At 42.9% G+C, this 20,019-nt stretch carries 17 protein-coding genes; all 17 read right to left on the bottom strand.

Annotation, left to right across the window (positions count from 1 at the left end; translation table 11 throughout):
- Positions 1-355: 355 nt before the first annotated feature.
- Positions 356-2,599: a multicopper oxidase family protein gene (locus H6G69_RS01905; protein WP_199335656.1), complete on the bottom strand. Its 2,244-nt coding sequence runs from the start codon at positions 2,597-2,599 to the stop codon at positions 356-358.
- Positions 2,600-3,354: 755 nt separating this feature from the next.
- On the bottom strand, positions 3,355-3,564 hold the full coding sequence (locus H6G69_RS01900) for a hypothetical protein (protein ID WP_190680968.1): 210 nt from the start codon (positions 3,562-3,564) through the stop codon (positions 3,355-3,357).
- 123 nt (positions 3,565-3,687) lie between these two features.
- Positions 3,688-4,875, bottom strand: a complete 1,188-nt coding sequence (locus H6G69_RS01895) for an acyl-CoA dehydrogenase family protein (protein ID WP_190680966.1) — start codon at positions 4,873-4,875, stop codon at positions 3,688-3,690.
- Positions 4,876-4,974: 99 nt separating this feature from the next.
- Positions 4,975-6,012, bottom strand: coding sequence for an ABC transporter substrate-binding protein (locus H6G69_RS01890; protein WP_313950115.1), 1,038 nt, complete (start codon positions 6,010-6,012; stop codon positions 4,975-4,977).
- A 133-nt stretch (positions 6,013-6,145) separates the two neighbouring features.
- Positions 6,146-6,907 carry a class II aldolase/adducin family protein gene (locus tag H6G69_RS01885; protein WP_190680964.1) on the bottom strand — a complete coding sequence of 254 codons (762 nt, stop codon included), beginning with the start codon at positions 6,905-6,907 and terminating at the stop codon, positions 6,146-6,148.
- Positions 6,908-6,951: 44 nt separating this feature from the next.
- Positions 6,952-7,596, bottom strand: a complete 645-nt coding sequence (locus H6G69_RS01880; RefSeq protein WP_190680962.1) for a hypothetical protein — start codon at positions 7,594-7,596, stop codon at positions 6,952-6,954.
- A 13-nt stretch (positions 7,597-7,609) separates the two neighbouring features.
- Positions 7,610-8,695: an LLM class flavin-dependent oxidoreductase gene (locus tag H6G69_RS01875; RefSeq protein WP_190589580.1), complete on the bottom strand. Its 1,086-nt coding sequence runs from the start codon at positions 8,693-8,695 to the stop codon at positions 7,610-7,612.
- Positions 8,696-8,750: 55 nt separating this feature from the next.
- Positions 8,751-9,827 (bottom strand): aliphatic sulfonate ABC transporter substrate-binding protein, encoded by a 1,077-nt coding sequence (locus tag H6G69_RS01870; protein ID WP_313950114.1) that lies wholly within the window; start codon positions 9,825-9,827, stop codon positions 8,751-8,753.
- A gap of 200 nt (positions 9,828-10,027) precedes the next feature.
- Positions 10,028-10,876, bottom strand: coding sequence for a MetQ/NlpA family ABC transporter substrate-binding protein (locus H6G69_RS01865; protein WP_190680961.1), 849 nt, complete (start codon positions 10,874-10,876; stop codon positions 10,028-10,030).
- 312 nt (positions 10,877-11,188) lie between these two features.
- Entirely contained in the window at positions 11,189-11,845 is a 657-nt protein-coding gene (locus H6G69_RS01860; protein ID WP_190589582.1) for a methionine ABC transporter permease, read from the bottom strand.
- An 85-nt stretch (positions 11,846-11,930) separates the two neighbouring features.
- Positions 11,931-13,124 (bottom strand): LLM class flavin-dependent oxidoreductase, encoded by a 1,194-nt coding sequence (locus H6G69_RS01855; RefSeq protein ID WP_190680959.1) that lies wholly within the window; start codon positions 13,122-13,124, stop codon positions 11,931-11,933.
- Positions 13,125-13,589: 465 nt separating this feature from the next.
- The gene (locus H6G69_RS01850; RefSeq protein ID WP_190680957.1) at positions 13,590-14,828 is read right to left on the bottom strand and encodes an acyl-CoA dehydrogenase family protein; all 1,239 of its coding nucleotides are present in this window, start codon (positions 14,826-14,828) and stop codon (positions 13,590-13,592) included.
- Positions 14,829-15,102: 274 nt separating this feature from the next.
- Complete coding sequence (gene yfcF / locus H6G69_RS01845; RefSeq protein ID WP_190680956.1) at positions 15,103-15,738, bottom strand: glutathione transferase; 636 nt, start codon at positions 15,736-15,738, stop codon at positions 15,103-15,105.
- Between the two features lie 32 nt (positions 15,739-15,770).
- A complete protein-coding gene (locus tag H6G69_RS01840) occupies positions 15,771-17,120 on the bottom strand; it encodes an LLM class flavin-dependent oxidoreductase (RefSeq protein WP_190680954.1) in 1,350 nt (449 codons plus the stop codon).
- Between the two features lie 18 nt (positions 17,121-17,138).
- Positions 17,139-17,993: a MetQ/NlpA family ABC transporter substrate-binding protein gene (locus H6G69_RS01835; protein ID WP_190680952.1), complete on the bottom strand. Its 855-nt coding sequence runs from the start codon at positions 17,991-17,993 to the stop codon at positions 17,139-17,141.
- Positions 17,994-18,112: 119 nt separating this feature from the next.
- A complete protein-coding gene (locus H6G69_RS01830) occupies positions 18,113-19,090 on the bottom strand; it encodes a methionine ABC transporter ATP-binding protein (RefSeq protein WP_190680950.1) in 978 nt (325 codons plus the stop codon).
- Positions 19,091-19,125: 35 nt separating this feature from the next.
- Positions 19,126-20,019: a MetQ/NlpA family ABC transporter substrate-binding protein gene (locus tag H6G69_RS01825; RefSeq protein WP_190680943.1), complete on the bottom strand. Its 894-nt coding sequence runs from the start codon at positions 20,017-20,019 to the stop codon at positions 19,126-19,128.

Here is a 20,019-nt window from a genome sequence, read left to right as displayed (position 1 = left end):
CGTACCTCTGCGCTTAACTCTGCGACCCTCTGCGTTTCAAAATATTACCTGTACCTCACTTAACTGGGAATCGCTATAAAAGATTTACCAATGATATGAACAATTCTAAAATTGAGGAAATAATAAGCAAAATAAATCAAATATTTTTTTCAAATCTGGATGCGCTTATCTTCAATTAACCGACTATTTATTAATAGTAAAATAATTCACTTATCAAATATATAAGCTTATCTTTATCTAATAAATATACTTTTTATGTCAAGTATGAAACTCTAGTTTTAATATTATATTTAGAGTCAAGACGATTGCATTGGTTGGGGTTCCAAGCCCTCACCAATGCTGTCTTCACTACACCCTACACCCTATTCCCTACACCCTGTTGCTGACTGCCACTATTCGCACCCCCACCACTGGGGATAACAATATTGACGTTCTGCATCATACCTTGGTCTTCATGGTCGAGAATATGGCAGTGAATCACAAATTCGCCAATATAACGCTGGTAACGGGTGCGTACAATAATTTTGTAAATTCCTGTTGGTGGTGGTATTTTATCTGACTGTGATGCCGTTGAAACTAGGCTTTTTATCCAGAGAGTATCTTTCCAAACACCCTTTAACCCTGGATACTGCGGATCATTCGTGCCATCTGCATTATCTATCGCATCCGGCAAACTAACATCCTTGCCGTTAGGGTCGAGGATTTTGACGATCTGGAAAGGGTTGACATGGATGTGGAACGGATGGCTGACTAAGTACGACTCCAAAGTCCATTCATCGACACCGCCAAGGGTTAGATATCGGTCGATGCGGTTGCCATCGTAAGGTTTGGGAGCAAAATTCTTGCCTATAGCGTTGCTGACCTCGAACTTGAGTGGATTGCTCTTTAAGTCGATGAAGAAAGCCAATTCCTGCTTGCCAGTGACCTCACTGTCTTGAATGTCAAGGTGAGGTGTAAAGGCTATGAGTTTCAGATCACTTTTTAAGTCTGTTACAATCTTTTCTTTGATTGAAATTGGTAAGTCGAGTTTGTTAGCGGCAGCAACAAGTTGATCTTTCAAAGAACCACCAATGTCATACCCTTGCTTTTCGTCAATGAAAGGCACTTGCACTTGGGTTCCGGCCTTGGCTTTAACCACACCTAGCAGTTGACGGCTGCTCGCCTGTGCGTTAACAGTTCCCGAAGGTGAAGTAAGGGCATCAACGACACAGTAATTACCTGGTTCAGGGAAAATAACTAGCGCATCGCTGCGATAGCCAGGCTGCAAAGTCGTTAAGTCAGTTTTCCATGCTTTGGATCTGGTCAGTCCATCGTCAGCGATTACATAGTAGGAGATGGGATTACCTGTACAATTTTCGCGGATGTAACTGTCAGCATCTACGGTTTTCAAACCTTTGAAAGTAGGTGCGCCTTCTTTCAATTTGCGAAATCTCAAGTTGATTGTGTCGCGTACACCTGCATGTATTATTCGCCAGCGTTCGATTCTGCCGGATTCGGCCTCCTTGAAGGTTGGCAGAATTTGCCCATTAATGCTTGTGTAACGCCCGGATTCACTCCATGTTCCTGGGCCAAACAGTCCGTTGCCGCCCGGATCATCGTAAAATTCGATTACGCCTTTGTCATTGGTGTCACAAATCCAGGCAACAACTTTATCCTGACCATTTTGGTCTTTTTCTTTTCTAACCTTGATCGCACCATTTCTATCCAAACAGGCATACTGGATCTGCTGTAGTACCAAGATTCGTTCTTTGCTGTTGGCTTCTTTGAGCAAGGTGTCGATGTCGCCGTTAGTCTTTTCACTAGGCAAGCGATCGCCACGCACGATCAAAGCTCCAGCCATGCCACTTGCTACCTGGAGTGCAGTTGAGCCATGTAGATGGGGATGATACCAAAAAGTGCCAGCTGGATGGTCAGGCGGAATGTTGTATTCATATTGGAACTTCACACCAGGATCTACCACCGACAGCACATTATCACTATTGCCGGTCGGACTGATCCATAAGCCGTGAGAATGTATATTCGTGCGATTGAAGTTGATGCAATGAGGCTGGTTTTGATTATCTATCTTTATGCAACGCTCATCAATCCGCAGTAGGTTGTTCAGGTTAATTCGCACGGTTTCGCCTGGTTTGATCTCGATGGTAGGTGCGACATAGGGCGTTTTATTACTAGTATTGGTTCCTACATAACTACGCAAGCTTACTTTGTCATAGTTCCGGGTTGCCGGATTGTAGAGTTTGCTATCGGTATAGACAACTTTGAGATCGAATACTTCTTCGCCTTTGGTATCTCTCTCGAAGGGTTGAGTCAAGCGTGTGATAGGTCGGATCTGTTTTTTGCGGAGTTGCAACACTGGTGGATTTTCCACAACGCGTTCTGCTGGTGGCGGGTTTTCTACGATACGTTCGGCTGGCGGTAGGTTTTCCACGACGCGTTCTGCTGGTGGCGGGTTTCCTACCACATTTGCTGCTGGGGCTGCTTGTACAGATGGGACAAAGAACGTTGTCATCAGTACTGATATCAAAGCCGCAAAAGTAATTTTTTTCCAGGCTCGAATTAAACCCGAATCATGAGAATTGCACTCAGATGTTTTGAACATTGATTAATCCTTGACTGGATTTGATAAGGGTTTGGGAAAGCATTTCTTAGCAGATGAAAGCACTAAAAAAGGGAAAACACATATACATATGTTTTCCTTACCTAATAAGTCACAATCAAGGGATTTCAGAAACATCAACTTGATCGGAACTTACGCGTTTATATAACTTCACTAGGCCGAAAAGATTTCTCAAAGGCTTACCTTGGGTTTCCTTAGGTCAACCCAAGCTACTTCTCAGTCTAATTTGGGGTTGGAAAACACGCCCTAGCATCCATACATTCAATCAAATGTATAGAATCCGCCAGAATGCTTATATCATTTGCTTTTTGAGCAATGTATAACAGTTATTCTGGTGAGGTATGCGATCGCTCTAGTCAAGACCAGAATCGTCGCTGAAAACCCTAACTATTTCCTCGGCGCACAAATGTTTTCGGCCTACTGAAGTTATCAATGGCACGATGAATCACAATTTGACTGCACAGAATTATACTCAGTTAGAAAGGAGTTTTTAATTGGTTGATAACCATCAATTATCAAGGTGTATGACGTTATGTCAAACTTATACCCAAAGAAGGATGCGTGTCAAAGAATTTTAACTTTTTGAAAAGAAAGTCTTATTATTTATTAACACTAACGTGAGTTCGACGGTTAAAAAACGGTAGGAATAAATATTTTTTCTGTTTACTTTTGCCTTGTTGTATTAGTAGCTTACAGTTATGCCTCCAAGACTCTTTCTTGATTCTGTCCATCAATATTTAGATGAGTTCGCCCTGGCCTTTTAGTTTACGAAAAAATCCCACTTTTTTTATTTTTTGTTGAGAAAAATGTTTATCCTCCGTAGATATTTGTGGTGGTAATTCCCAAATATCACGGCTTTTATATTCTTCTCGTTCTGGCAAAGGATAATGTTGTTTAATTAATCCAAATTCACCGTCTAATAATTCTCTTTCTATTTCGTGAAACATATTTTCACCATGATTAAAATTATGATAATCAACACTTTGCTATATAAAATTCATATTCGATTGCTGCTTTTCTACGCCCCACTCCCTATTTACACAAGCAAATTCGGCAATCAAACCACATTCCTATAGTTTTAAAGCTGACTTACCTAAAGAAGAACAAATCACATCATTTTGTGGCGTATGAATCCGACTACATAGCACATCTCGATAATGTCTTTCCAGGGGATTTTTTTTAGATAAACCGGGATTTCCGATTAGTTGTAAACCAGTTTCTACCGCTTTAATTGCATTACTGGTAACTAAATATTTAACTGTTTGTGCTTGTAAATTTACCTTCGGGTCTAGTTCACCTTTATCAATATCTGTTGCAAGACTATAAATTAATCGCTGGTTAGCATAAAGTAAGGCTTCAATTTCTCCAACAGCTACTTGAAAGCGGGGTAAAGTTGCGAGAGTTGCACCTAAATTGGTAGGCGATCGCTCATTTAAATATTCCACTAACCAATCTCTGGCGGCTGTTGCTACACCTTGATACAAAGCACTCAACAATAAACTGCCAGCAGCCAGCATCAAGGGGTCGGGCTGTGACCAAGCTTTTAAAGGACGCACATCCAAGGCATATTCTGAAGGAATGCCAACATCTTCTAAAATCAAATCGTGACTGCCAGTTGCCCGCATCCCCAAGTGATCCCAAGTTTCCACAATCTTGATCCCTGGAAGATGTCGCGGAACTAAAAAACTCCCTATTTGCGGTTCTTCATCTTCTGTTCGCGCCCACACTACGAAGTAACGCAAAATCGGACTGCCTGTGGTGTATTGTTTGTGACCAGTAATTAACCAACCATCAGCTGTCCGTTTAGCGATGGTGGCAGGTAATCCGCCTCTGGCTGGTGTGCCTAATTCCGGTTCCACACGAGCAGCATTGAGTAAAGCGACACCTTGCACAGACTCTCGACACAATCTTTCATAAACAACCGGATGCCAACGTCGATGTCGGGCGGCGTTAGCGTGTTGTAAGTAGTGCATTGTTAGCACCAACGCAGTAGAAGCATCTCCACTAGCTATCTTTTCAATCACCCGACAGGCTGTGGTGTATCCCACCGCTAACCCGCCAAACTCTACGGGTACAGTCAGACTTAATAATCTGGCTTTGTGCAGAGCATCAAAATTTTCAAAGGGAAAAGAACTATCACTGTCATGGATAGCGGCGCGGGTAGCAAAATCAGCAGCCAGAGAATCCACAAGTTCAAACAGATTGGGTAAGAATTTTGCTGTTGTGGTAGCTGCTTCTAAAACAGGTGGTTTGGACATTTAGCTAATCCTGAATTGGGGGTGTAAGGGGGTTAGGGTGTAGGGGTGTTAGGGTTCAAGGGTGCAATTTTTCCCCTATACGCCTACACCCCTACACCCTTAGTTTGATTTGCATTTATTGATATCTTCGTTAAAACTGTTATCCCACAGTTGTTTGACCTCAACCTTGGCAGGAATTACACCTGCTTGAAAGAAGGTATCTGCAACTTTTTGTTGAGAAGCTATGGCTTCGTCAGAAATAGGTAGGATTTCTTGACGGCGTTGTTTTTGACCTTGTTGGGCATCTTGATAAACAATACCTTCATCAACATTAATGGCGGTTGAATATGTCTTTGACCATTCCTTGAGGTTAGATTCCCGCCAGTTTTGGGATTTTTGTAAGCGACATAAGAAATCTGCGATCGCACCTTTTTTTTGTGAATCAGCGATCGCATTTGGTGAAGCAATAATCACAAAGTTACCGCTTAAAATATCCTTTGCCGATTCCAACACCCGCGCCCCTTCTTTTTGGGCTTGGGGAATAGAGTAACCGTAAGTCGCCCAAGCATCTAGTTCGCCTTTACGAAAAGCCGAAAGTCCATCAGGTATCGATAACGGAATCGCATTGATATCCTTCATCGTCAGCCCGACTTTTTCCAACATCTTAATTAAGAAGTAGTGGGCAGTTGTGGCTTTAACGTAACCGACTTTTTTACCTTTGAGATCAGCGATGTTTTTGGCGGTTGAGTTCTTCGGTACAAGCACAACTTGACCAGTCGTCGGCCCTTTGAGAGTAGCGATAATTTTTACCGATGCTTTCGATTCAATCGCAAAAATTGGCGGAATTTCACTAGCTGAAGCCAAGTCAATTGCACCAGCGTTGATGGCTTGTACCATCAAATTACCGCCAGTAAACTCAGTAAACTGCGTTTTGTAGGGGAAATTATCTTGTCCAGCTAACTTTAAACTCAAATCCCAGCCACCTTTGTACTTAGCCACACGTAATTGAGTTGTATCTGATGCTGCCACTTCAGAAGGGGCGGGATTTGCTGCGATCGTTGTTGGACTGGTAGACTTAACCTCTGAGCAAGCCGTTGTTGCTAATAACAAACACCCCAGAGGCAAGATAAAATTCTGCCGTAACCAATTGGTAAACACGTTAATTCTTAAGTATAAAAAGACAAAATCTCTAATAACCTCTGCGCCAACCTCTGCATAACGGCAGTCGCTACAACGGGGGGAACCCCCGCAACGCGCTGCCTCACCTTTGCGTTAAAAAAGGTATTCGCAACTACTCCAATAAATCCGGTTCTTCCCGCACAATCCGGTCATAGAGAGGCTGAAAACTAAACCAACCGCCCGTATGAGTTCCCACTTGACCATGAGTAAAACTTGCAGTTTCATGATCAATCGGCAGGGGTTTGCCAGCTGCTTCTGCCAACAATTGGGCTTGAGCCGATCGCTCAAAAGAGATGTACCAAAAAGCAGCTTCGTCTACTGTCTGCCCCACAGTTAAAAAGCCATGATTTCTAAGGATGACAGCTTTTTTATCTCCCAAAGATTCAGCAATTCTTTTACCTTCAGAAGTATCTAAAACTACACCTTTGTAGTCATCAAATAGCGTATGGTCTTGATAAAAAGCACAAGCATCTTGAGTTAAAGGGTCAAGCAAACGACCCAAACTTGACCAAGCTTTGCCATGTAGGGAATGAGCGTGAGCGGCTGCAACTATATCAGGACGTGCTTCATGCACCTGGGAATGAATCGCAAAGGCGGCGCGATTTACAGGCGCATTACCTTTGACCACTTCCCCTTCTCTATCAACTAACAACAAATCAGAAACACGGATATGACCAAAGTATTTACCCAAGGGATTCACCCAAAAATGGTCGGTAAATTCAGGGTCACGGGCGGTAATGTGTCCGGCTATTCCTTCGCTAAAGCCAAAACGACCAAACAGGCGGAATGCTGCTGCTAGGCGTTGTTTGCGATAAAGGCGTTCTTCTTCCACCCGTTCAAATACTGGTGGTTCTGGTCTAGTGAAATTTGGCATAATTTTTTCCAGTGCTGAACAGCTATGTGTGGGTTTTCCTTGTTTTATTTGAAAAGTACATTGGAATATCCAGAGCGAAAAGACCGCACACTCTGTTGTTGGGGATGATAATGATGTCGCCAAATGCTACCAGTATCATTCCCCATAACATGAATTGAGATTGATGGCGCGAAGACGTTAGTAGCTTTGACAGAGTGAATATCGTTATCTGGAGGTAATAAATGATAAATATCCCCAGTTTTCACCTGATAAGTTCCTACCGTTTCTAAATAGGCGTATCCTTCTAATTCACCGTTATCTACGCGACGATATACTGTTTCTTCTTGTTTACCTTGATACAGTCCGACTAGTCCCCAAGATAAATGATCGTGGACAGGTGTAATTTCATCGGGAGGAATCACCAAACTAAAAATAGTTAAGGAGCGATCCTGAGAACGATACAGTAACCATTGTCCGATTCCTCCGCCTAAACCACTGTCAGGATTTGGCTGGGCAAAATTTGTTGGTAGCCAGTTCTCTTTCTTTAGTAGTGCTGCAAAGTAAGGTTCTAGAGTATTGAGAGTTTCGGCGCGGTTATGAGTCGTGCTAGAGATAATGTCTTTAGCTGTTGCTACAAACTCACGCAAATCAGGACTATCAACAAACCATTGGTCTGCTTGTAAAGGTTCAAGAACAGTTATCTGAGGCATAGATTTAGCTGATTTAAGCTACGGTTGCTGTTTGTCTTTCTAGTCGTTGGACTTCTTGACGCACCAAAGGAATTACATCTCGGCCATAGGCTAGAGCATCTTCCACAGGGTCAAAACCACGAATCAAGAGTGTTGTTACCCCAGCTTTGTAGTAATCAAATAATGATTCTGCTACCTGTTCTGGAGTCCCAACCAAGGCTGTAGTATTACCCCGCGCACCAGTAGCAGCTGCAATTGGTGTCCATAAACGCTTATCGTGGATTTCCCTTTCTTTGGCAAAATCCAGCAACCGCAAGGAACCCACAGCTTCAGGTACTGCCGGAGCCTGACCACGAATTTCATTAATCCGCGAGAGAATATAATGGGCTTTTTCCCAGGCCTTTGCTTCGGTTTCGCCCAAAATTGGACGCAAGGAAATACTGAAACGTAAATCTTTCCCTGGCGGTGCTGCGGCTTTGACTTCAGCAATGCGTTGCTTAATCGCACCTATGGGTTCTCCCCAAAACGCATAAACATTACTGTGCTTTGCACCTACACCCACAGCTGCACCAGAAGCACCACCAAAATATATAGGAATATGTGGTTGCTGTAAGGGTTTAACGTCTGAAAATGCGCCTTTGAATTGGTAAAACTCGCCTTCATAATCGAAGGGTTCTTGGCTTGTCCATACTCGTCGCACAACATCAAGATATTCATCAGTTCGACGATAGCGAGTATCATGGTCAAGCCAGTCACCATCACGCTGTTGTTCAGCATCACTACCACCAGTAATGATATGTACTGCAACACGACCATTGCTAAAGTGATCTAATGTAGCTAATTTACGTGCGGCTAAAGAAGGAGACACAAAACCAGGTCTGTGTGCAAGTAAAAACTTAAGTCGTTCTGTTGCAGCCGCCACATAACTAACAACATTAAAGCCATCTGGCCCTGTGGAACTATAACCAACTAGCACTCTGTCAAAGCCACCATCTTCATGGACTTTGGCAAAGTTACGCACATAGTTTAAATCTATACTTCCCCCCGTAATTGATACGGTTGGGCTATGTAACTCTGACGCATTTCGCGTACCAATCATGCCAATAAATTCAACAGGCATAAATATCTTTACTCCAAGTTATTAATCATAAGTCAAAAATTCTTCTCCCCCTACCTCACCTAGAAGCAGTAGTTCCCAATGGACATACGGATGCAGCAATATCTACTTTTTGGGGAATAATTTTTTGTTCTAATAACCAATCAGCAGTTTTCTGGAGTTTGGCAACATCTTCACTGTTGGGAAATACGTAAGACTCTGGGCCGCGATTTTGAGTTACTTGTTTGGCGACTGCATCCGAAAGTTTTAATTCTTTAACTAAAAAATCTGATGCAGCATTAGTATTTTTATTTAGCCAATCACCATCTTCACTTAAAGCAGTCAGAGCAGCTTTAACTGCTACAGGATTTTCTTTCGCTGCATCACCGCGCACAACCATAATGCCGTAGGTAGGTGCAGGGTGTGTCGTGGTAATTCTTCTGGCTTTATGTTCTAATTCGGCAATCGAAATATAAGGTTCCCAAACTGCCCAACCATCAACAGAGCCTTGATATAAAGCCGGTGCAGCGTCATTTGGTGATAGATAAACTCGCTGGACTTTTTCTTTAGGAATCTTTTCTTTTTCCAAAACTTTTAATAGTAAATATTCGCCTGCACCACCTTGATTCACTGCAACTTTTTTACCGACTAAATCAGCAGGTTTGCGAATGGGAGAATCACCCCGAACTACGATCGCACTGCCCAACGAATCGGGACTTGGACGCTGTACAGAACCAATACAAAGAGGCTGTCCCGCCGCAATTCCAGAGATGGTCGGAATATCACCACATCCACCAATATCGGCTCGATTACCATTGAGAGAACTTAACAGCGTAGCACAACGGTCAAATGGGCCACTCCATTCAACTTTAATATTTTGTGCTGTTAACTGACGCTCTAACTCACCTCTTTGACGGGCTAGGGGAATAATGCCGCCTTTTTGGTAGCCTAAGCGAATGACATTGTTTTTCTCTGTTGTTTTGGTAGCAACAGTATTTGAATTTGAGGTTGTATCTGATTTAGCTGAGACATTGGTAGCTGTTTGTTGGCTGCAACTAGAAGCGATCAATCCTATCAAAGAAACTGCGATCGCTAATATCTTACCAGCAGAATATTTTTGTGTATCCACAAAGCGGGGGTCTTGGCAATTGTTCACTACAATTTACTCCTTGATGTCAATTTTTAGGAGTTTAAGCAGCCATTATTGATGATGATAACAACTTAAATACATTAAATCGACCGATTTACCGTATTTAATAAAAATCAGCATACCATCTTTCGATAGACTGCCCAAACCAAATCAATATTTCTTTATCTCTGAACCAGAGAATAAAACCTTGGCACGAGACATTTTTGCTAAAAAACTGGTACAAGCCTACCCTTATATTCCTGATTGATAAAATCTTTGACTTTAGGGTCAACGAGTAGCTTGTTTAATTTTTGAATCTTGGCTTCATTTTCTCGACCCTGCAACGTAACGAATGCCAGTGCATATTTTTTATCTTTGGCTGTTTCCTGACCCATAGAATTAGGTTCTATCCCTGCCAGCGCAACAGTTTGAGCCGAAGATACAATAAAATCTACGTCATTAATGGCGCGGACTACTTGTACACCTTCAACTTCTTTGATTCGCAAGTTTTTGGGATTAGCAGCAATATCTCTTCGGGTAACAAATTGTGGAGCATTTTCTTTTAACTTAATTAGACCATTTGCTGCTAATAATCGCAATCCTCGGTCGTTATTGATGACATCATTCGCAATGGTGACGGTTGCATTTTGCGGAATTTCGCCGACTGATTTGAGATTTTTGGAGAAAAGACCAAGTGTGTTTAAATAAACTGTATTTAATGCTACTAAATTTATTTTCAATTCCTTCACAGCATTATTCATAAATGGTCTGTGCTGAAAGAAATTGGCATCAATTACCTTATCTCTCAAAGCTGTGTTGGGTTGTATCCAATCATTAAAGGTAACAACTTGAATTTCTAAGCCTTCTGCTGTGGCAAGATTATTATTGACAAATTTCAAGATATCCTGAGCAACTACACCAGTTACGCCGACTTTAATGATTTCTTTTTGCTCTTTTTGGCTAATTGTCTGCGTACTATTATTAGATTCTTGGGTTGCTGGTTGGCTACAACTGGCAAATATTAAAGAAGCAGTTAGGGAACCTAAAGATGTTAAGAAAAATCTGCGTGTATTCATAAAAATTTTAATTAAGAATGATGATGGAAATTTCTTATACCAATTCTGTGTGAAGTTGCGATTAATAAGAAACGAACCGCATAGACGCGGTAGCGGCTTCCCGCAGGGTAGAGCGCAAAGTACACGAAGAGAAGAAAAGAAGAAGAGAGGGTTTGGTACAGTTTTGCAAAGAAATGGTTTTACAGTTTTTGAGCATTGCATAAATACGGAATGAAATCATAAAATTCCACTTTTAAAACTCTTACTCTTTGCGTCTTTGCGCCTTTGCGCGAAAAAAAATTCATCCCCATAATCAGCAATGCCGGTTTTTGTTTAGCGTTTTCGCATCCGTTGGGCAATTAAATCACCTAAGAATTGAATAATTTGCACCAATGCAATTAAAACCACAATGGTAGAAAACATTACCCCTACATCAAAGCGTTGGTAGCCGTATTGAATTGCTAAATTACCTAATCCACCGCCACCTACAGCCCCAGCCATCGCAGAAGAATTAAGTAAACTCACGATTAGAATTGTCATCCCTAATATCAGTGATGGAAAGGCTTCAGGAATCAAGACTTTAAGAACGATTTGCCAATAATTGCATCCCATTGCTTGGGCAGCTTCGATGAGTCCCTTATCAACTTCTAAAATGCTGGTTTCTGCAATGCGTCCAAAAAATGGAATAGCGGCGAGGGTGAGAGGAACTAAGGCGGCGGTGCTACCGATGGAAGTACCGACAATTAAGCGGGTGAGTGGTGTTAAAACGACAAGCAGAATAATAAACGGAAATGACCGTCCCGTATTCACGATCGCACCCAATACTTTATGCAATTTAGGAAAGTCCAATAAGTTACCGGGGCCAGTCATCACTAACAATAAACCTAACGGCAAGCCTAAAAATATGGCAACTAGGGCAGATATCCCAACCATATAAAAAGTTTCACTAGTGGCTTGCAGTAAACTTTGAAGTAATTCTTGCCCTTGCATTCATACACCTCTCAACATAATTTTTAGCGAATGGACTCAAATAAACTTTGCGTTCCTCCGCGCTTACCTCTGTGTTCCTCTGCGTTTAAAACCTAAGTCCAGCCTGTTTCAATAGTGGTAGAACACGCTTACCGAATAAATCTAAATCAGGCTCGAAATCATAAAAAGCTATCTGGAAACCATCAACACCAGCTTTATTGAGTTGCACAAGTTGTTCGGTGATTTGTTCTGGCGAACCAATGAGTTGCACATTACCACCGATCGCACTGCCAACGCTATGACGCAGATTTCCCTTTTTATGCCCTCTCCAAGCGTGGGCATCGCTGCTAACAAGGGAACGTCCCGCAATTGACTCATGATCAGCCTGGTCAACAATGGCTTGGGCGTATGCTTCTGCCTCTTTTTCCGTTTCTCGCAAAACAATCAACGGATTTAGCAGCGTGCGGACTTGTCTACCTTGAGCGATCGCAGATTGTTTCACTCGTGCTGTATGGGCGGGTAAGGATGACAAAGCACTCTCTATATCTCCGCCAGCCGGACTGGTGATAAACACAATATCAGAATGACGACCCGCAAAATCGATACCCGCATCTGAACCAGTGGCGTTAACTAAAACAGGACGACCATAAAGCGGACGAGGGCTAATATAAGCATCTTTGAACTGCCAAGAGCTTTTTTGACTCTGGTAAGAAAAGTTCTCGGTTTCTGACCAAAGTCTCTTTAAGACAGTGACAAATTCATCAGCCATTTCGTAGCGGCGATCGTGTTCGATTTGACTCCAACCGAACAATTCATGCTCATAAGCCCGGTGTCCGGTGACAACGTTAATTCCCCACCGACCTTTGGAAATATGGTCTAATGTCGCCCCAAATTTAGCTAAATGAATGGGATGCCAAGGCCCATAAAGAACGTGAATGGTAGAAATTAAGAGAATCCGCGAAGTCATCCCAGCTAAAGAAGCTGTTGCAATGAACGCATCTAAACCCGCTTCCGTGCGAGTCGGCCCCTGTCCACCCTTGGGTTGCCATGTGGAATAACCAAAAACCAAGTCAAATCCCAATTCCTCAGCCTTTTGGGTCAACTTGGCATTATAGTCAAACGACCAATCGGTAGTGCGAGGTAAATATGATGAACTCCAGCCACCGTGATGAATTGGTAAGAATAACCCTAGTAATACAGGCTGTTTGAGAGCTTGAGATAATGGACTGTCGGGATAGTCGGTGGGAGAGGCAATCGCTTTTATCTCCGTTCTGACAGCAGTAGTATCAATTACACTCATAGAATGGTTAAATCCTTTTAAAATTTCTTTCTTTGTAGGCTAGGACGTACACATAAGTTATCGAAGTACCAGAAGTGCTGAGATTACCCCACCCTAACCCTCCCCTTGGAAAGGCTACCGTGTACACACAAGTCTTGAAATCCTACCTATCGTTTGGTTTTGTCATTCTAGCTTTCGGTTTTGCGATCGCTCTGAAAACCTGTCATTGCGAGGAGGAACGACGAAGCAATCGCCAAAACTACGAGATTATGCGATTACTTCGCTCCGTTATCACTGCGCTCGTAATGACAATTTAAGGAGGCTATAACGTCTGAAACCCTTGCAGCTACCACTTGTGTGTACACCGTAGGGGGGGATTAAGGGGGGTAATTCGACTTGTGTGGACACGGTAAACTTGTAGGGTAGAAGTTTCAAGAGGGATATCATGTTCATCTCTTCCCCCTACACCCTTAAACCCCTACACCCCTAAAAGAATCCTCTCTGCGGCAACGGTGTACCATTTATCTCATAGTCTCCAATCGCACGAGCCTTAAAGTGATTGGGATTATGTGAGGATAAAGTACGGGCATTGCGCCAGTGACGGTCAAAGTTTGAGCTTTTCTTGGTTGTAGAAGCCCCACCAACTTCAAATAGTAAGGTGGCTGAACGTAACGCTAAATCATCAACAATTAATTTGGCTTTCGCTGCTTTCAAAGAAGTTTCTAACGCTACAGCCGTCTCGGCTTCTTCGCCTTGGGCTTTTGCCGCAGGCAGGCGATCAAGTCCATCGGCGGCGGCTAAAACGATCGCTTCTGCTGCAAAGGCATTAGCCGCAATTTGTCCGACGGTTTGCTGTAAAATGGGGTCGTCTGCTGCTTGCTCGGATACAGCGTGGTAAAAAGTCCGAGGACGTTTATGAACGAGGTTTGTGGCATCACGCAGCACGCTACGAATAATGCCAGCGTTGATAGCAGTCAAGAATAATTGCGGGATGATATTGTATGGCAAATTGTCTTTGTCTGTGTCCGTCTCAAAAAATACTTCACTTCTCTCAACACGTACATTAGTAAAGTTAGTTGTTCCTGTGCCTGTAAGCCTTTGACCAAAGCCATCCCAGTCATCTATAAGCTCAATTCCATCGCGGTTTGTCGGGATGAGAATAAACGCCGTAGTGCCATCTGGTACTAGTACACGCACAAAAATCAAGTCTGCATAAAGGCTGCCAGTGCTGTAATACTTCGTGCCATTCAGACGATAACCGTCGCCATCGGGTGTTAATTTTGTATTCACAACTTGACCACCGCCAGCCCGTTTAACTTCTAATTCGGTGGAAGCAAGGCCAATAATTGCCCCATCAACTACTTCCTTTAGCCAGCGACGATTTCTTTCGGTGCGTTCTGAGCGCAAAATTCGCTCTGTGACAGAAAAATGATTCCGCACAATGTGAGCTACGTTCGGGTCAGCATCGCCTAACTTAATCACCACCTCAAATAATTCCCGCGCCGTGCTACCACCGCCACCTTCAGCAACGGGGATTCGTAATGCACCCAACCGAGAACGCCGGATTAATTCAACTACATCAAAAGGTAAGATGCGATCGCGGTCGCGTTCACTTGCTCCCAGAGCTATATGATCAAACAACTGCTGGAGTTCCGGCGAGTTAGTTCTGACTGGAGCCGAAAACTGGATTGTTGTATCTGCAACTTTTTCTAGACTTTTAATCATTATTTTTATCTCCGATGTAGAAAATCTATGTTGGCGAGTTGTAAGCAACTAGTACAGGTCGGCGTAAATAAACTTTCATCGCCCTTTTGCTGATTCGCCTAGCCTGAATCACCCGCAGCTATATATGGAGAGAATGTCAAGAATGCTTTTATATCTGCGGCGATTACCTCTGGTAACAAATTTAAGTTAAGCTAAACACCAAGAAAGAACTAAAAATCTACCAAAATACCGTAGATTAATAATCCTAAATTTTCCCTAAGTTGTCAATCTTTTATCAACCCAAGGGCTGGCGTTGCTGATTGACCCATAACTGAACAGATGGCCGTTGCCATTGATGTTTAGCGTATGTCACCAAATTCTCTGGTACTGGGTCGCCATTCAAAATTAGGCGATGGAGTATGAGAGCGAGGTCAACATCGGCGATAGACCACTGACCAAAGAGGTTTTCCGTATTGGCAGATAGTAGTAACTCAGCAGCGAAGAACAATTTCTCGGCGGCTGTTTGCGCCTTTTGTGATAAAGGTGGCTTTGTTGCCCCGGAGAATATCACTTCAGTAGGACGCTCTTGTTTGATAGGTGTGAGATCGCTGCGTAGCCATGCTTGCACCTGACGCGCTCTGGCCCGACTCTGTGGTTCTGCTGGGTATAACGGAGTACCAGGAAAAACTTCATCAATGTATTCTGCGATCGCCGAAGACTCCGACAATGAGAATCCATCGTGAATTAAAGTCGGTACGCGGCTCGTCAAAGACTTAGTGGCAAAGCCTGGTTCATGCTGGGCTTTAGCCGCAAGGTCAATGGTCTGGATGTCGAATGACAGTCCTTTTTCATGCAGAGACACGAATGCCGACAGTGCATAAGGGCTGAGGTACTGGGTATCGACATAGAGAAGGATAGATGTGGATGACAATGTTTTCTCCTGTGAGGACTGTTGATTACTAACTAAATAACTGCTGGCGATCGCTCTGATTCAAAGAAACGGTTGGCAGGGCGGGGAAGTCCCAGATTTTCCCGCAAGGTTGTTCCCTCATACTCGGTGCGGAAAATTCCCCGACTTTGGAGTTCTGGCACAACCTTGTCAACAAAATCGTTCAACCCTTCCGGCAGATAAGGGAACATAATATTAAAGCCGTCCGAGCCTTCTTCCTTTAGCCATTGCTCCATCTCATCGGCGATGGTTTGGGGTGTCCCAACAAAAGCTAACCCGCCGTAACTGCCAACACGTTGCGCTAGTTGCCGAATCGTCAAGTTTTCACGCTGCGCTAAGGCGATGACTCTTTCTCGTGAAGAATGTCCGGCATTGGTTGGGGGAATTTCTGGTAAGGGGCCATCAGGGTCAAAACCGGAAACATCGTAACCCAGCGCACCATTTAAACTAGCGATTCCACTGTCATAATGTACGAGGCTATCTAAATAAACACGCTTTGCTTGGGCTTCAGCAACAGTTTCCCCAACCACAACTAAAGCACCAGGTAAAATTTTGATACTATCGGGGTCACGTCCAATTGCTTTCGCCCGTCCTTTGATGTCTGCAAATAAAGCTTTGCCAGCCTCCAGATTACCAGCCGGCGCAAACACAGCCTCGGCAGTTTCGGCGGCTAATTGTCGTCCGGCTTCCGATGCACCAGCCTGGACAATTACAGGCCAGCCCTGCACGGGTCTTGCAATGTTCAATGGCCCCCGCACCGAGAGATATTTACCTTTGTGATTCAGAACATGAAGCTTTTCGGGGTCAAAATAAATCCCGGCTTCCACATCCCGAACAAAAGCATCATCAGCAAAGGAATCCCAAAGCCCTGTAACCACATCATAAAATTCCCTCGCCCGACGGTAGCGTTCATCATGCTCTATCTCTTCTTCTAAATTAAAGTTGAGTGCTGCGTCTGGATTGGCTGTGGTGACGATGTTCCAGCCAGCGCGGCCGCCACTGATATGGTCGAGAGAGGCAAAGCGACGGGCAATATGGAAGGGCGCGTCATAAGTTGTGGAAGCTGTAGCTACTAATCCGATGTTTTCGGTGACAGTAGAGAGGGCAGAAAGCAGAGTAAACGGCTCAAAGGATGTCACAGTATGACTGCGTTTCAGGGCATTTATGGGCATATTCAGCACTGCTAAGTGATCTGCCATGAAGAATGCGTCAAACTTGCCTGCTTCGAGCTTTTGGATGAATTTTTTCAGTGCTGGGAAGTTGAAATTAGCATCAGGTATAGCCCCAGGATAACGCCAAGCACCTGTATGGATGCTGACGGGGCGCATGAACGCACCTAATTTTAATTGCTTAGTTCTACTCATTATCCCTCCGTATCATGTTTAGAATGCAGGGGCGATCGTCCCTTTGAGATAGTTATTGATGTAGTCTTTCAATTTGGGATCGACCACCAATTGATTTAGCTTTTGGATATTTGGATCATTTACTTTTGATTGTACAGTTGCTAAACCCACTGCATAATTTTTGTTAGCCATACCAATTTCGTCTAACACAATTGGGTCTAGGGATACTTTTGCTTGGACTAAAAAAGATGCCGAGGTCACGGCTAAATCGACATCATCCAATGCTCTGACGATCGCGTAATTATCTAATTCTTTAATTTGCAGATTTTTAGGATGCTTAATTACATCTTTGACGCTGTAATATTCTCCAGTCTTTTCTTTTAAATTGATTAAGTTAATTTGTTTGAGAAATTTTAAAGCCCTATCCTGATTGCTATCATCGTTAGAAATAGCGATGGTTGCTCCAGTAGTAATGTCCTTAAGGGATTTTGTTTTGAATTTTTTTGAATATAGCCCTGTGATGGTGGTATAGCTACGGTTTAACATGACAAAATCAGCATTCAGTCTTTTAGCAGCTTGTTTCATAAATGGTTCATGCTGGAAAAAGTTAGCATCAATTTCGCCATTTTTAAGAGCATCGTTAATTTTGACAGAATCAGCAATAGTCACAATTTGAAAGTCGAAGCCATGACTGGGGGCTATTTCTTTTTGAATGAACTTTAAAACATCTTCGGTGGTGGTATTGCGAGAACCAACTTTGAGTAATGTTGTCTTAGTTGATTGACTCACCAATTGACCAGTAGAAGTAGGTTGTTTTGGTGTACAACTGGCGAAAGAAATAGATGCGATCGCAGTGACTGTGGCAAGTAAAAAATAGCGGCGGTTGATTCCCATTTTCCGAATTACTGAATACTTTAATAATGTATGTTTCTAGCTCTAAAATGCAGGGGCGATCGCACTTCCGATACCTAAAAGAAAATATCGCCGATTGATTCTTGTTAAACTAGCCATGATCAATGTACTTCTACTTCAAATTCGGCTTCATGTAAATAGTTCAAAGCTTGCGTTACCTTTTGTCCTGCTAATTCAATGTGGAATTGACCAACGCGGCGATCGCCCACAGTTTCCACACTTCCACTCAGGATATTGACATCGACATCAAAGCGTCGGGCTAAGGTTGCGAAAATTGGTTGACTGGCTTGTTCTCCTGCAAAGGCGATCGTGGCGAGAACAGCACCCGGTTTTGCTCTATAACCATTCCGACGGGGAAAAAATTCTTGGGCGAGAAATGATTCTGGTCTAGCGATTAAATCACTTACATATCCCTTTTCAACAATTTTGCCAGCATTGAGTATTGCCACACTATCGCAGATTTGCTTGACCACACCCATCTCATGAGTAATGAGTAAGATTGTCAAACCCATACGTTTATTCAAATCGCGTAACAAGTCCAAAATTGACCTTGTAGTTTGGGGATCAAGTGCAGATGTCGCTTCATCAGACAATAAAACTTTCGGTTCTCCCGCCAAAGCCCTAGCAATACCGACTCGTTGCTTTTGTCCCCCAGACAGTTGCGCCGGATAAGCATCAGCTTTACCTTGCAAACCCACCAGCGAAATTAATTCTTCTACCTTCGCCCGACGTTGTAGCCTACTCAAACCCATCACTTCCAAAGGAAAAGCAATGTTTTCCGCCACCGTTCTGCAACTTAGTAAGTTGAAATGTTGAAAAATCATGCCAATATGTTGACGGGCGATGCGTAATTTATCTCCCGACAATTTTGTGATTTCCTGTCCATCAACCACAACTGAACCTGATGTTGGTCTTTCTAGTTGATTCACACAACGAATTAACGTGCTTTTACCTGCGCCACTTTGACCTAAAACGCCAAAAATTTCCCCTGGTTTAACAAACAGGCTCACTCCATCTAAAGCGACAACTTTTTGAGTACCTTGGTGATAAATTTTGCGAACATCAGTAAATGTGATCATTTCAGAATTACCCCACAATTAATCATGACTATTTTTTAAGGAATGGGAATCACTGCGCCTTGATATTTATCTCTAATAAATTGTTTGACTTGATCATCCCGTAACAACTTATAAAGTTTTTGAATTCTGGGGTCATTTTCCTGCCCTTGTAATGTTGTCACAGTCACCGCATAAATCGGATTGTTACTGGATTCTAACGCCAAGGCATCTTTATCTGTTCTTAGTCCTCCTGCCAGCACTGTTGCACCTGTCATCACAGCTAAATCAACATCAGGAAGCGAAGGAATCATTTGAGTCGCTGGTACTTCTTTGACTTGTAAGTTTTTAGGATTTTCGGCAATATCTTTAGGACTAACTAAACCTTTAGCAGTAGTTTTTAATTTCACCAATCCAGCTTCTTCAATTACCTTCAAAGCTCGATGAGCATTATTAATATCGCCAGGGATAATCACAGTGCCATTTTTCGGCACTTCTGCCAAAGATTTGTGTCTTTTGGAATATACACCCACTGGATTTAAGTGAATTGGAGGATTTAAAGCCACCATTTTAATATTATGTTGCTTGCCAAAATCCTCCATAAAAGGAACGTGCTGAAAGTAATTAGCATCTATTTGTTTATCTCTCAGCGCAAAGTTATTTTGTACACTGTCACTAAAGGTGAAAATTTCAATATCTAGTCCCGCCTGTGGTGCGAGATTTTTCTTGACAAACTCTAAAATTTCTCCGGCTGGAACTGGTGAAACTCCAACTTTAATTTTTTCCTTAGTTGCGGTTGTCGTTGTGTTAGAGGCTGTGGTTGCAGAGGGATTAATATTTGTATTAGCAGAGTTATTTTGCGGTGAACTACAACTAGTAAAAACTGTAGAAGCTGTAAAAGAGACAACTGCTAGGAGAAAAAACCGACGATTAATGTTGTTAAGCAAAGTCAT

Origin of the sequence: Nostoc sp. FACHB-110, from assembly GCF_014697425.1 — a bacterium.
Lineage (GTDB): Bacteria > Cyanobacteriota > Cyanobacteriia > Cyanobacteriales > Nostocaceae > Nostoc_B.
The sequence above is the reverse complement of the archived record's forward strand: the minus strand, read 5'-3'. Positions and strand labels throughout refer to the sequence as shown.